The organism is Pseudomonas sp. MPDS (assembly GCF_013283895.1).
Taxonomy (GTDB): domain Bacteria; phylum Pseudomonadota; class Gammaproteobacteria; order Pseudomonadales; family Pseudomonadaceae; genus Aquipseudomonas; species Aquipseudomonas rhizophila.
In genome coordinates this window covers 6,082,133-6,094,953 of record NZ_CP054128.1, presented here as the reverse complement: position 1 = coordinate 6,094,953, position 12,821 = coordinate 6,082,133, and the positions used below count along the sequence as shown (strand labels likewise).

Annotated in this window: 11 protein-coding genes; 5 read left to right on the top strand and 6 right to left on the bottom strand. The window is 60.9% G+C overall.

The features are described 5' to 3' along the window. Window positions 1-52: 52 nt before the first annotated feature. From ubiD to HQ912_RS27080, 3 genes are all read left to right on the top strand, one after another. The gene (gene ubiD / locus HQ912_RS27090) at window positions 53-1,519 is read left to right on the top strand and encodes a 4-hydroxy-3-polyprenylbenzoate decarboxylase (RefSeq protein ID WP_173407493.1); all 1,467 of its coding nucleotides are present in this window, start codon (window positions 53-55) and stop codon (window positions 1,517-1,519) included. Continuing rightward, entirely contained in the window at window positions 1,519-2,487 is a 969-nt protein-coding gene (locus HQ912_RS27085; RefSeq protein ID WP_076383063.1) for a CDP-6-deoxy-delta-3,4-glucoseen reductase, read from the top strand. The genes ubiD and HQ912_RS27085 overlap by 1 nt, the downstream gene beginning before the upstream one ends. 343 nt (window positions 2,488-2,830) lie before the next feature. Next, window positions 2,831-3,499, top strand: a complete 669-nt coding sequence (locus HQ912_RS27080; protein WP_047226092.1) for a gamma-glutamylcyclotransferase — start codon at window positions 2,831-2,833, stop codon at window positions 3,497-3,499. Here the strand turns inward: HQ912_RS27080 and glpT are convergent. Both glpT and HQ912_RS27070 read right to left on the bottom strand, forming a co-directional pair. Next, complete coding sequence (gene glpT / locus HQ912_RS27075; protein WP_047226091.1) at window positions 3,475-4,824, bottom strand: glycerol-3-phosphate transporter; 1,350 nt, start codon at window positions 4,822-4,824, stop codon at window positions 3,475-3,477. The two genes, HQ912_RS27080 and glpT, sit on opposite strands and share 25 nt — an antisense overlap. Window positions 4,825-5,519: 695 nt before the next feature. Next, window positions 5,520-6,497: an NADPH:quinone oxidoreductase family protein gene (locus HQ912_RS27070; protein ID WP_076383061.1), complete on the bottom strand. Its 978-nt coding sequence runs from the start codon at window positions 6,495-6,497 to the stop codon at window positions 5,520-5,522. A gap of 150 nt (window positions 6,498-6,647) precedes the next feature. Here HQ912_RS27070 and HQ912_RS27065 point away from each other — a divergent pair, with 150 nt between their 5' ends. Further along, entirely contained in the window at window positions 6,648-7,055 is a 408-nt protein-coding gene (locus tag HQ912_RS27065) for a flagellar basal body-associated protein FliL (protein ID WP_076386501.1), read from the top strand. 67 nt (window positions 7,056-7,122) lie between these two features. Here the strand turns inward: HQ912_RS27065 and HQ912_RS27060 are convergent, their stop codons facing one another. The 4 genes from HQ912_RS27060 to HQ912_RS27045 form a co-directional block, all read right to left on the bottom strand. Further along, complete coding sequence (locus tag HQ912_RS27060; protein ID WP_047226089.1) at window positions 7,123-8,241, bottom strand: ABC transporter permease; 1,119 nt, start codon at window positions 8,239-8,241, stop codon at window positions 7,123-7,125. Further along, entirely contained in the window at window positions 8,241-10,964 is a 2,724-nt protein-coding gene (rbbA, locus tag HQ912_RS27055) for a ribosome-associated ATPase/putative transporter RbbA (RefSeq protein ID WP_173407492.1), read from the bottom strand. Before rbbA ends, HQ912_RS27060 begins: the two co-directional genes overlap by 1 nt. Beyond that, a complete protein-coding gene (locus tag HQ912_RS27050) occupies window positions 10,961-11,926 on the bottom strand; it encodes an HlyD family secretion protein (RefSeq protein ID WP_173407491.1) in 966 nt (321 codons plus the stop codon). Before HQ912_RS27050 ends, rbbA begins: the two co-directional genes overlap by 4 nt. A gap of 81 nt (window positions 11,927-12,007) precedes the next feature. Further along, window positions 12,008-12,457, bottom strand: a complete 450-nt coding sequence (locus HQ912_RS27045) for an EVE domain-containing protein (protein WP_047226086.1) — start codon at window positions 12,455-12,457, stop codon at window positions 12,008-12,010. A 195-nt stretch (window positions 12,458-12,652) separates the two neighbouring features. Between HQ912_RS27045 and HQ912_RS27040 the strand changes: the two genes are divergently transcribed. Beyond that, window positions 12,653-12,799, top strand: a complete 147-nt coding sequence (locus HQ912_RS27040; protein ID WP_092395219.1) for a hypothetical protein — start codon at window positions 12,653-12,655, stop codon at window positions 12,797-12,799. The last annotated feature ends 22 nt before the right edge of the window (window positions 12,800-12,821 follow it).

Sequence of the window (12,821 nt, the reverse complement as noted above, 5' to 3'; positions counted from 1 at the left end):
GGCGGCGTTAAACTCGGGCCCCCGAACGCCACGGCTACCATGAGGCTTTTGCATGCAGTATCGCGACTTGCGCGACTTTATCAGCGGTCTGGAACAGCGCGGCGAACTCAAGCGCATCCAGGTGCCGGTGTCCCCCGTACTGGAAATGACCGAGGTCTGCGACCGTACGCTGCGAGCCAAAGGCCCGGCGCTGTTGTTTGAAAACCCGACCGGTTATGACATCCCGGTGCTGGGCAACCTGTTCGGCACGCCGGAGCGCGTGGCCTTGGGCATGGGCGCCGAAGCCGTCAGCGAATTGCGCGAGATCGGCAAGCTGCTGGCGTTTCTCAAGGAGCCTGAGCCGCCCAAAGGCCTGAAGGATGCGTGGTCCAAGCTGCCGATTTTCCGCAAGATCATTTCCATGGCGCCGAAAGTCGTCAAGGACGCCATCTGCCAGGAAGTGGTGATCGAAGGCGACGATGTCGACCTGGCAATGTTGCCGGTGCAGACCTGCTGGCCGGGCGACGTGGGGCCGCTGATTACCTGGGGCCTGACCGTCACCAAAGGTCCGAACAAGGACCGTCAGAACCTCGGTATCTACCGTCAGCAGGTCATTGGCCGGAACAAGGTCATCATGCGCTGGCTGAGCCACCGTGGCGGTGCACTGGATTACCGGGAATGGTGTGAAAAACATCCTGGGCAACCGTTTCCGGTGTCCGTGGCCCTCGGCGCGGACCCGGCGACCATTCTCGGCGCTGTCACGCCAGTGCCTGACAGCCTCTCCGAATATGCTTTCGCCGGGCTGTTGCGTGGCAACCGCACCGAACTGGTGAAATGCCGCGGCAACGACCTGCAAGTGCCGGCCACTGCCGAGATTATTCTTGAAGGCGTGATCCATCCCGGCGAAATGGCCGATGAAGGTCCGTACGGCGACCACACCGGCTACTACAATGAAGTCGACAGCTTTCCGGTGTTCACCGTCGAGCGCATTACGCATCGGATCAAGCCGATTTACCACAGTACCTACACTGGCCGTCCGCCTGATGAGCCGGCCATTCTCGGGGTGGCTCTGAACGAAGTGTTCGTGCCGATCCTGCAGAAGCAATTTCCCGAGATCACCGACTTCTACCTGCCGCCGGAAGGCTGCTCTTACCGCATGGCCGTGGTGACCATGAAGAAGTCGTACCCGGGGCATGCCAAGCGGGTCATGCTGGGGGTCTGGTCGTTTTTGCGACAGTTCATGTACACCAAGTTCGTTATTGTCACTGACGACGATATCAACGCACGAGACTGGAACGACGTGATCTGGGCCATCACCACGCGCATGGACCCCAAGCGTGACACGGTGATGATCGATAATACGCCGATCGATTACCTCGACTTTGCCTCGCCGGTGTCCGGCCTGGGGTCGAAGATGGGACTCGATGCCACGCACAAATGGCCCGGTGAAACCACCCGTGAGTGGGGCCGGGTGATCGTCAAGGATGAAGCCGTTACCCAACGGATCGATGCCATCTGGAATCAGTTAGGAATAGATTGATGCGTGTAACCTTGCAGCCTTCCGGGGCGGTGTTGGATATCCGGCCCGCCGAGCGGATTCTCGATGGCGCGCGACGCCTGGGCTACGAGTGCCCGCAAAGCTGCCGCAATGGCAACTGCCATGTCTGTGGTGCGCTGTTAGTGGAAGGCCGCGTGGAGCAGGCGGGTGAAGTGCGCGATCACGGTGAGATTTTCACCTGCATTGCCGAGCCCCTGGAGGACTGCGTGGTGCTCTGGGATGGCGTGCTGTCACCGGGCGAGTTGCCGGTGCGCAGCCTGGCGTGCCAGGTCACTGAATGCGCCGACGTGGGCGGTGATGTCTGGCGAGTACGCCTGCGCGCGCCGGCGGGCAAGCCGCCGCGCTATCACGCGGGGCAGTACCTGATGATCGAGCGGGAGAATGGCGAGAAATCGGCGTTTTCCCTGGCCTCGGCGCCGCATTCGGGGCGCGAGCTGCAATTGCACGTATTAGTGCGCGAAAACAGTGCGCAGACATTGTTGGAGCAACTTCAGCGTAACCCCAATGTGCGCATCGAAATGCCCTTTGGCGACACCCATTTGTCCGAGTTGCCGGAGGGCCCACTGGTGTTGATTGCCGCCGGTACCGGCATGGCGCAGATGCACAGCCTGATCGAACATTGCCGCGCAGCGGGTTTCAAGCACCCGGTGCATCTGTATTGGGGGGTGCGGCGTCCGGAAGATTTCTATGAAATCGAGCATTGGGATGAGTGGAAAAAACTGCCGAACCTGTATCTGCACAAAGTCGTCAGCGACCTGTGCGGCTGGACAGGTCGTTGCGGGATGCTTCACGAAGCTGTGTGCGAGGACATCAGCAATCTCAAGGATGTGCATGTCTACGCCAGCGGTTCGCCGGCCATGATCTATGCCACGCTCGATGCTTTGGTAGAAGCCGGAATGGACGCCCACCAAATGCGCGCCGACGTGTTTGCCTATGCGCCGCGCTCTTGAGCCGAGCTCTTGAGCGGCTCTTGAGCGGCTCTTGAAGCTTGATTGAGGTCCGTTTTTTGTAGCGAGAGGATTTCAGCTTTGTGGGAGCAAAGCTTGCTCGCGAAACAGGCACCTCGGTCTCTGAAAGACAGCATCGCTTTCATCGCGGGCGAGCCTTGCTCCCACAGGGTCATATACCTGGCGATATATCGATTCGATATTTAGTACGCACACTAGATGTCGTTAAGGTATATGCCTGAGTTTCAGGCATTCATGGCATCCAACTTGCCTTGATTCTGATCAGCGTCAGTGTCATGACGGCGCTACCAACTTCCGACCCGCGAGGAGCCAACTGCTACCGGCCATGACCGCTATCGAATCCGCCTTTGCCAGCGCCCCATACCCGCCACGCCTCGACCTGGGGCCGCAGCTGACCCATGAGCAGCTGCGCACGTCGATGCAATCGACCATGAGTCTGCACCAGGGCGGGCCTGTGTGGTTGTTCGCTTATGGTTCGTTGATCTGGCGGCCGGAATGCACGGCGGTGGAACGGGTGCGCGGCCGCGTCCATGGTTATCATCGCGGTTTGTATTTGTGGTCTCACGAACACCGTGGCACCCCCGAATTGCCGGGGCTGGTGTTTGGACTGGATCGCGGCGGTTCGTGCAGCGGTTTTGCCTATCGATTGCCGCAGGACAATCTTGAGGATTCGCTGTTCGCCCTGTGGCAGCGCGAGATGCCGTTCCCGTCCTATCGTCCGCACTGGCTCAGTTGCCGTCTCGAAGATGGCAGTCGGGTGCAGGCCTTGGGGTTTGTGCTGGAGCGGCACCTGCCCAGCTATGCCGGCAACTTGCCGGATCATGTGCTGAGCCAGGTGTTCGAAAGCGCCTGTGGGCGCTATGGCACCACTCGCGATTATGTCGAGCAGACCATCCACGCCCTGCGCAGCCACGCCATGCCAGACCGGAATCTGGAGGCGCGGCTCAAACGCTGTAAATCAGCCCTGGATCAGGCCACCGCTTCGCGGCTCTGACTGGCGATTTGCTTGTGCCACAAGGTTGGCGCGAGGAACGCCATCGCCAGCAGGCAAGCACCCACCAGCAATACAAAACCACCGTTCCAGCCGAAATGGTCCACCGTGTAGCCCATGGCAGCACTGGCCGCGACCGAGCCTCCCAGGTAGCCAAACAGCCCGGTGAAACCTGCGGCGGTACCAGCGGCCTTTTTCGGCGCCAGTTCCAGAGCCTGCAAACCGATCAGCATCACCGGGCCGTAGATCAGAAAGCCAATGGAAACCAGGGCGATCATGTCCACGGTCGGGTTGCCGGCCGGGTTCAGCCAGTACACCAGTGTCGCCACGGTCACCAGCGCCATGAACACCATGCCCGTCAGGCCCCGGTTGCCGCGGAAGATTTTGTCCGACATCCAGCCGCACAGTAACGTGCCGGGGATGCCTGCCCACTCATACAAAAAGTACGCCCAGGAGGTTTTATCCACCGTGAAGCCTTTGGCTTCCTTGAGGTAGGTGGGCGCCCAGTCCAGCACGCCGTAGCGCAGCAGGTAAACAAAGACGTTTGCCATGGCGATGTACCAGAGCATTTTGTTGCGCAGCACGTACTTGACGAAGATTTCCTTGGCGCTGAACTCGTTCTCGTGACTGGCGTCGTAGCCTTCCGGGTAATCGTTCTTGTATTTTTCGATCGGCGGCAGGCCTACCGATTGCGGGGTGTCGCGCATGGTCGCGAAGGCAAACAGCGCCACCAGTAGCGCCACGGCCGCCGGTACATAAAACGCCGCATGCCAGTCATTGAACCAGCCCATCCCCAGCAGGAACAACGGCCCAATCAAGCCACCGCCGACGTTATGCGCCACGTTCCAGACGGACACCACACCGCCGCGTTCTTTCTGCGACCACCAGTGCACCATGGTCCGGCCACTGGGTGGCCAACCCATGCCCTGGGCCCAGCCATTGATGAACAACAGGATGAACATCATGGTTACGCTGGATGTTGCCCAAGGCGCGAAACCGAAAATGAACATCACCCCCGCCGAGACCAGCAAACCGAATGGCAGGAAATAGCGCGGGTTGGAACGGTCGGACACCAGGCCCATCAGGAACTTCGAAAGCCCGTAGGCGATGGCAATGGCCGACATGGCCAGGCCCAACTGACCCCGGGTGTAGCCCTCGTCGATCAGGTATGGCATGGCCAGGGAGAAGTTTTTGCGCAGCAGGTAATAACCGGCGTAGCCGATGAAGATGCCGGCGAAAATCTGCCAGCGAAGGCGTCGGTAGGTGCTGTCTATTTTTTCTTCAGGCAGGGGCGCCTGATGTACGGCAGGACGAAAGAAAGCAAACATTCAAGGGCTCCAGATTCTTGTTATGACTGCGGATGCGAATGTTACAGTTTCGTTACCGAAAATAGCATCGCTTCTCATCACTTAAACAATGGGAATTTCCCTGAATGAATGTTCTTAAATGAACATGTCGCTCAGACATACGCCGATGGCGTTGTAGGAATTGCCTTGTAAGGTCTCTTTACTCCTGCACTCCATCGTTGCGGGACAAGAAAGTAGGAAACGTCCTTCAACCAACACAGAAATCTCGCCATTCAACTAATGAGCCTCGCTCTTTACACTTCACGTTTCTGCCGGAGCTGGCATTCAGGTGAGGAACGGTATGAGGGGGTGTGCTGTGATGCTGCTGTGCTTGGGCAGTGCGAGTTGGGCCGCTCAGGTTTTATGGGTGCCCGAGAACAATCCCGAGCCAGCCTCCCCGGCAGCGCAGACGCAAGCCGTGGAATCGTTGGAATTCCATCCGGAGGGCGAGCCGATCGATGCAGACAAATTGGCCGAGGCCTGGGAGTGCTCGGACATCAACGTGCATGGCGCCAACCATGGGTGCAGAAGTTGCGCTCGTTCCATTACACGCGCCGCTACGTGTCCGATGTGTTTTTCGGCAAGTAGATGCCGGGCGCCGGGCGTTTTGCCTTGATCGCCAGATTCAATCGTCACGCGGTCCGCCGCTTTTGGCACGCGGACCGCTTGATTGACTATCAACGCACCTGCACCACCACCTTCCCCACGGCTTTGCGCTGGCCCAGGTCATTGATCGCCTGGGCGGCGTTGCTCAATGGATACACCTGCGAGACCAGTGGCTTGAGCTTGCCTTCGGTGAACCAGCTAAACAATTGCTGGAAGTTGGCGGCGTTGTCCTGGGGTTGGCGTTGGGCGAAGGAGCCCCAGAACACGCCGACCACGGCGGCGCCCTTGAGCAGGGCCAGGTTTACCGGAAGCTCGGGGATGCGTCCGCTGGCAAAGCCGACCACCAATAGCCGGCCGTTCCAGGCGATGGCGCGAATGGCCTGGTCAAACAGATCGCCGCCCACCGGGTCGTAAATCACATCGGCGCCTTGGCCGTCGGTGAGGCGTTTGATTTCATCCTTGAGGCTGGTTTCGCTGTAGTTGATCAGTTCGTCGGCACCGGCAGCCTTGGCCACGGCCAGCTTCTCTGCACTGCTGGCGGCGGCAATCACCCGGGCGCCCATGGCCTTGCCGATCTCCACGGCCGCCAGGCCGACGCCGCCCGATGCACCGAGCACCAGCAGGGTTTCGCCGGGTTGCAGGTTGGCCCGTTGCTTGAGGGCATGCATCGACGTGCCGTAGGTCATGCTGAAGGCGGCGGCGGTGTTGAAGTCCATGGACGAGGGGATGGGCAACACGTTGTAGCCTGGCACGGCCACCTGTTCGGCAAAGCTGCCCCAGCCGGTCAACGCCATGACCCGGTCACCGACCTTCAGGTGGCTGACCTTTTCGCCCACGGCGCTGATGACGCCCGCTGCTTCGCCGCCGGGGGAAAACGGGAAGGGTGGTTTGAATTGGTATTTGCCCTCGATGATCAGCGTGTCAGGGAAGTTCACGCCGGCGGCATGCACATCCAGCAGCACTTCGTTCTTCTTCGCGACGGGGCTGGCGACGTCTTCCAGCACCAGCGATTCGGCAGGACCGAATTCTTTGCACAGCACGGCTTTCATCAGGGCTATTCCTTTGGGAGTGATGGCCGATAAGTGTAGGTGTGAGAGTCAATGGGTCAACGAGCATGCCCTGCCCTGATAGCCGGCCATAAGCTTGTGCTTGAACGGCGGGTCGGTATGCTGGGCCGCAAACCGTATGAGGAGTCGAATGTGAAAGCGTGGATCATGTTGATGCTGGCCCTGTCGTTGCCTGTGACGGCAACGGCCGAGGAAGCCAAAGAAGGCGAGGCGCCGAAGGTCAGTTACATCACCCTCAGCCCGCCGTTCGTGGGCAACTATGGCTTGGACGGCTCGGCAAAGCTGAGGGTGTACAAGGCCGATGTGGCCCTGCGTGTCACGGGGGATGCCGCCGCTGCAGCGGTGAAGGCCAACGAGCCGCTGATCCGTAATCAGCTGGTTGCGCTGTTCGCCCAACAGACCACCGAGGCCATGAACAATATCGAAGCCAAGGAAAAACTGCGTCAGGAAGCCTTGAAGCAGACCCAGCAGATCATGAACGACGAAACCGGCAAGCCGATGGTGGATGACCTGTTGTTCAATAACCTGATCATTCAATAAACCCGCTAGATCGCAGCCTTTGGCAGTGCCCGGATCCCCAGGCGCTACCCAAGGCTGCTTTTTTTCGTCAAGACGCCAGGCTTTTGCGAAACCGGCCCAGGGCGATTGCGAAGAACAACAGCCCGATCGCCGCCAGTGCCAGCAGGTCTGGCCATACCACGCTCACGCCTGCATCACGGAACAGGATCGCCGCGCTGAGGCTGACGAAATGGGTCGAAGGCGAACCTTGCATCACCCATTGCAACCATTGCGGCATGCTGTCCAGCGGCGTGCTGCCGCCCGACAACAGCAGCATCGGAATGATGACCGGGATCGACAGTAAGCCGAACTGGGGCGTCGAACGGGCAAGGGTGGCGAGAAAAATACCCAGGGCGGTGCTGGCGAACAGGTAGAGCGCAGTCACCAGCAGGAAGAGCAGCATGGAGCCGGCGAGCGGAACGCCCAGTGCGAACTTGACGATGATTTCCAGCGACGCCCAGGTACATAGCACCACCACCAGCATGTTGCTCCAGATTTTCGCCAGCATGATTTCCAAGGCCGTGAGCGGCAGCACCAGCAAGTGATCGAGGGTGCCGTGCTCGCGCTCGCGCAACAGCGCCGTGCCCGTCAGGATGATGGCCAGGATCGTGATGTTGTTGACGATCTGGATCACTGCGAGGAACCAGCCACCTTCCAGATTGGTATTGAACAGCGAACGAGTGGTCAATCTCACGGGCGTTTGTTCGCTCGCTTGTGCCTGGCCGGCATAGGTCGTCAGTTCCTGTTGGAAAATCCGTCCGATGTAGCCGGCTCCCATGAACGCCTGGCTCATGGCCGTGGCATCGACGTTGAGTTGCAGCGTCGGTTCGCGTCCTGCGAGCAGGTCGGCCTGGAAATTGGCGGGCACGTTAATGACGAAGGTGTAGCGGCCATTGTCCATGACCTTGTCCAGTTCGGCGTAGGGCAGTGCCACCGGGCTCTGGAACTCCGGCGGTTGCAGGACCAGGGCCAATTGGCGCGAGAGATGGCTCTGGTCTTCGTCCACTATTGCGACACTGGCGTTGTGCACGCCGATCACCGAACCGGCGGCCGGCATGTAGATCGCCACGGTGAAGGCGTAGCCCAGGAACAGCAGCAGAACGGAGTCGTAGCGCAGGCTGGTCAGTTCCTTGAGCCCAAGACGCCAGATATGTGAAAGCGTATGCATCAGGCCTCCTGCTTCTTCAGCATGATCAGGCTGAGCCCGGTGAAGCCCAGGAAAAACCCGAACAACGCCAGGCATTGTGGCCATAGCTGGCGCAGATCAAGGGCCTTGGTGAAGGTGCCGACGGCGATGTCGAGGAAGTGCCCGGCGGGAAACAGCTGGCCCATCACCGAGGCTGCACCGTCCAGGGATGAGCGCGGCACGATCAGCCCTGAGAACTGGATGGTCGGGAGGCTGGTGATGATCATGGTGCCGAGGATCGCGGCGATCTGGGTGCGGGTGAATGCCGAGATCAACAGCCCCATGCTGGTGGTCGCCAGCACATAGAGCAGGCCGCCCAACGCCAGCGTCAGGGCGCTGCCCTTGAATGGCACGCCAAACAGCCAGCGGTTCATCGCGGTCAGCAGGGCCAGGTTGATCAGGCTTACCGCCAGGTAGGGCACTTGTTTACCCAGCAGGAACTCCAGGCGGGTCAGCGGCGTAGCGTAGAAGTTGGTGATCGAGCCCAGTTCCTTTTCCCGCACGATGCCCAGCGCCGTCAACATGGCCGGAATGAATGCGAGGATCAGCGCCATGACCCCTGGGCCGATGGCGTTGACGCTGACCACGTCCTGGTTATAACGAAAGCGTGTCTCCAGCTTCGCGCTGGGTTGCCGGGTGGGCGCGCGACTGCTGGATTCAGCCAGTTGCTCAAGGTTGCCCTGGTGCACCGCCTGGACGTAGTTGCGACTGGTCTCGGCCCGAAACGGTATGCCGCCATCCAACCAGGCGCCCACTGTCGGTTGGCGGCCGGCGTAGAGGTCTCGACCGAAGCCGGGGGGGATTTCCAGGGCCAGCTTGATCTCCGAGCGCTGCAAGCGTCGGTGTCGCTCCTTTGCATCGCGGATTATCGGTCGTTCTTCGAAGTAGCGCGAGCTGCGGAACGCCTCCAGGTAGGCACGGCTTTGCGGGCTCTGATCCTGGTCATACACGGCGAAGGCCAGTTTCTCCACGTCGAGGGAAATACCGAAGCCGAAGACCACCATCATGAACAATGCCCCCAGCAGGGCGAATGCCATCCGCACTTTGTCGCGCAGCAACTCCTTGCCCTCCCGGCTGGCGACGGCCCACAGGCGACCGAGGCTCAGGCCGCGCCGGTCCCGGGGCGCGCCGGCGTTCTCAAGGGTCACTGGGGCGGCGTCTTGCTGCGTTTCGCCCTGGGCGTTTTCCAGGCAGGTGACGAACGCGGCTTCCAGCGTCTGACCGCTGAACTGCGCTTGCAAGGCCGCTGGCGTGTCGCAGGCCAGGACCTTGCCGGCGTGCATCAGCGAAATGCGATCGCAGCGCTGGGCCTCGTTCATGAAGTGCGTGGAAAGAAAAATCGTCACACCTTGCTCGCGAGACAACTCGATCAACAGTCGCCAGAAATCATCCCGCGCGGCCGGATCGACGCCTGAGGTCGGCTCGTCGAGGATCAGTACTTCCGGGCGATGCAAAACCGCCACCGCCAGGGACAGGCGCTGCCGCAGGCCCAGTGGTAGCGCCCCGGACGTTTGGTCCGCCAGTTCCTGGAGATTGAAGCGCTGGATAAGCTCATCGATGCGCTGGCGGCTGTCTGTAGTGGGCAGATCGAACAGCTTGGCGTGCAGCTCCAGGTTTTGGCGCACGCTCAGTTCGCCGTAGAGCGAAAAGCTCTGGGACATGAAACCCACCCGCTTGCGGGTGGCGAGGTCCTTGGCGTTGACCGGGTTACCCAGCAGCCGGGCACTGCCTTCGCTGGCGGGGATCAGTCCGGTCAGCACCTTCATGGTGGTGGTCTTGCCGCAACCGTTGGAACCCAGGAAGCCAAAGATTTCACCGCGACCAATCGCGAAGCTGACGTTATCGACGGCGGTGAAATCGCCGAAGCGCAAGGTGAGATCGTGGGCTTGGATGGCAATGTCGGTAGTGTTGGCGGCCCTGGGGGGGATCACCAGCGGTTCGGCGTCATGGCCGCTGCCGCCCTGGAAGTGGGTGAAGGCCGAATCGAGCTTACCGTCCTGGGTGACCTTGGCCAGCTCCGCACTCAAGCCCTTGGCGATCAAGCGACCGTTGTCGAGCATCAGGCAGTGCTCGAATTGCTCGGCCTCTTCCATGTATGCCGTGGCGACCAGCAGGGTCAGTTGCGGTCTTTGCCGACGCACGCTTTCTATCAGTTCCCAGAAGCGTCGCCGGGACAGCGGGTCCACGCCCGTGGTGGGTTCGTCGAGAATCAGCAGGTCCGGTTCATGGATCAGCGCACAACACAGGCCGAGCTTTTGTTTCATGCCGCCGGACAGTTTGCCTGCTGGACGGTCGGCAAAACGCTGCAGATCGGTGGCCAGCAGCAAGGTCCCCATGCGTTGTTCGCATTCTGCTCGCGATAGCCCGAACAATGTGCCGAAGAACCGAATGTTCTCGCCTATCGACAGGTCCGGGTAAAGGTTGCCCCCCAACCCTTGGGGCATGAAGGCAATGCGTCGGTAGAGAGTCTTGCGATGGCGTCGATCGTCAATCGAGGCGCCGAGCACATCCAGTTGGCCATGCTGGAGCTTCTTCACCCCGGCAATCAGCCCCAGCAGGCTCGATTTGCCGGCACCGTCCGGGCCGATCAGGCCACAGCGAGTGCCGGCGGGCAGGCTGAAGGCGATTTCGCTCAGCGCCACATGCTGGCCGTAGCGATGTTCGAGACCCGAGGCGTGCAATGCCTCGCCGGCGGTGGCGCTCATCGCAAGTTGGCCGGCCAGTCAATGGGCGCCGTGCGCACGTAACCGGCCCCGGGCATACCCGGTTTTGCCTGGGGCACTTCGCCGGGACGGGTCAGGTGCACTTTGACGCGGAACACCAGTTTCTGGCGCTCATCACGGGTTTCGACTTCCTTGGGGGTGAACTGGGATTTGGCCGCGACGAAGCTGACTTTGGCCGGTAGCGGCCGCTCGGGCAAGGCGTCGAGCAACAGTCGCGCTTCATCGCCCACCGCCAGTTTCCCGGCCACCGACGCCGGCAGGTAGAGGTTCATGTACTGGTCGCTCGGATCGATCATCAGCAATACTCGACCGCCGGCGCCGAGCACTTCACCTGGCTCGGCCAGGCGCAACTGGATCACGCCGTCGAGGGGGGCCCGCAAGGTGCTGTCATCTATTTCGCTGGTGAGCTGGGCCACCTGGGCCAGGGTCGCGCCGATGGCCGCATTCGCCGCCGATACCTGGGCCCGGGCGGCGTTGACCGCCGCGTTGGCGGTGTCGACGCGGGCTTGTTGTTGGTCGAGGATCTGGCCGCTGGCGTAACCGCGCTTGAACAGTTCCTGGGTTCGCTTGAGTTCTTGATGGGCGAGCAATTGTTCGCTCTGGCGCAGTTGCACGTTGGCTTCGGTGGCGGCGAGGTTCTGCCGGGCCCGGGTGACTTCGGCTTCGGCCTGGTTGCGCTGGGCCTCCAGTGTGCGGGTGTCCATGCGCGCCAGCACTTGGCCCTTGATGACGTTGTCGCCTTCGTCGACCTGAACGTCGGCCAGGCGCCCGGGTGTCTTGCTGGCGATCTGGACTTCGGTGGCCTCAAGGCGGCCATTGCCCATGCTCAAGCCTTCCGGCAGGCGATCCTGGCGTGACTTCCAATAGCCAAATCCACCGGCGGCCAGCAACAGAGCCATCAAGGCGAAGGCAAAAAAGCGAGAGGTACGATGGTTCGTCGACATGTCCGGCATCCTGCGGCTGTAGCATCGAAGTCTGCAGGATCAGCGACCGACCCCGCTTGATGTCCATCAACTCATCGGCGATCAGCGCAGCGCAATCACCGCTGCCCATTGTTCGGCCGTGACGGGCATCACCGACAGCCGTGAGCCTTTCTGCACCAGCGGCATTTCAGCCAGGGCGGTCTGTTGCTTGAGGTAGTCGAGCTTCAGCACGCGGGGGAATGTTTCGACGTGGGCCACGTCGATCGCGGTCCAGGGGTTTTTATCCGGCCCGGCCTTGGGGTCGAAGTAATGGCTGTCGGGTTCCAGCGCCGTTGGGTCAGGGTAGGCCGCGCGGACGATTCGGCCGATCCCGGCAATGCCTGGCTCGGGGCAACTGGAGTGGTAGAAAAAGAACGCATCGCCCACCGCCATGGCCCGCAGGAAGTTGCGCGCCTGGTAGTTGCGCACCCCATCCCATCGCGCCTGGCCGAGCTTTTCCAGACCCTGGATGGACAATTCGTCGGGCTCGGATTTCATCAGCCAATAGGCCATGATTTCTACTCCTGGGCGGTAATGATAAAAAAAGTTCAGCGATCTTATGACAAACCGACAGTCGGTTGACGCCAGAGTTTGCGTGTTGCAGCAGGTTGCCGCAAAATGCCGGCCTTCCAAGCTTTACGCTGCTGCACGGCCAATAAGAAAACCGCTGCTGTCATCGTGTGTGATATGCCTTGAGGGGGGCAATCGATGAAACGCAAACCGGATTTGTTGTGGATCTTGGTCATTCTGTTCGGCCTGGGGGTCGTTACCACGGGATACGCTCAGAGTCTGTGGGCCAGCAAGACCGATACACCGATGGAAATCACCCAGCCCGCGCCTTCGCTCAAACGCTGAGCCGGTCTTGCGGACGCCGCTG

Excerpts from the sequence above, each read along its gene's own strand:
- HQ912_RS27040 (WP_092395219.1), top strand. The coding sequence starts at position 12,653 with ATGAAACGCAAACCGGATTTGTTGTGGATCTTGGTCATTCTGTTCGGC.
- HQ912_RS27080 (WP_047226092.1), top strand. The coding sequence starts at position 2,831 with ATGACCGCTATCGAATCCGCCTTTGCCAGCGCCCCATACCCGCCACGC.
- HQ912_RS27070 (WP_076383061.1), bottom strand. The coding sequence starts at position 6,497 with ATGAAAGCCGTGCTGTGCAAAGAATTCGGTCCTGCCGAATCGCTGGTG.
- HQ912_RS27085 (WP_076383063.1), top strand. The coding sequence starts at position 1,519 with ATGCGTGTAACCTTGCAGCCTTCCGGGGCGGTGTTGGATATCCGGCCC.
- ubiD (WP_173407493.1), top strand. The coding sequence starts at position 53 with ATGCAGTATCGCGACTTGCGCGACTTTATCAGCGGTCTGGAACAGCGC.
- HQ912_RS27050 (WP_173407491.1), bottom strand. The coding sequence starts at position 11,926 with ATGTCGACGAACCATCGTACCTCTCGCTTTTTTGCCTTCGCCTTGATG.
- HQ912_RS27045 (WP_047226086.1), bottom strand. The coding sequence starts at position 12,457 with ATGGCCTATTGGCTGATGAAATCCGAGCCCGACGAATTGTCCATCCAG.
- glpT (WP_047226091.1), bottom strand. The coding sequence starts at position 4,824 with ATGTTTGCTTTCTTTCGTCCTGCCGTACATCAGGCGCCCCTGCCTGAA.
- rbbA (WP_173407492.1), bottom strand. The coding sequence starts at position 10,964 with ATGAGCGCCACCGCCGGCGAGGCATTGCACGCCTCGGGTCTCGAACAT.
- HQ912_RS27060 (WP_047226089.1), bottom strand. The coding sequence starts at position 8,241 with ATGCATACGCTTTCACATATCTGGCGTCTTGGGCTCAAGGAACTGACC.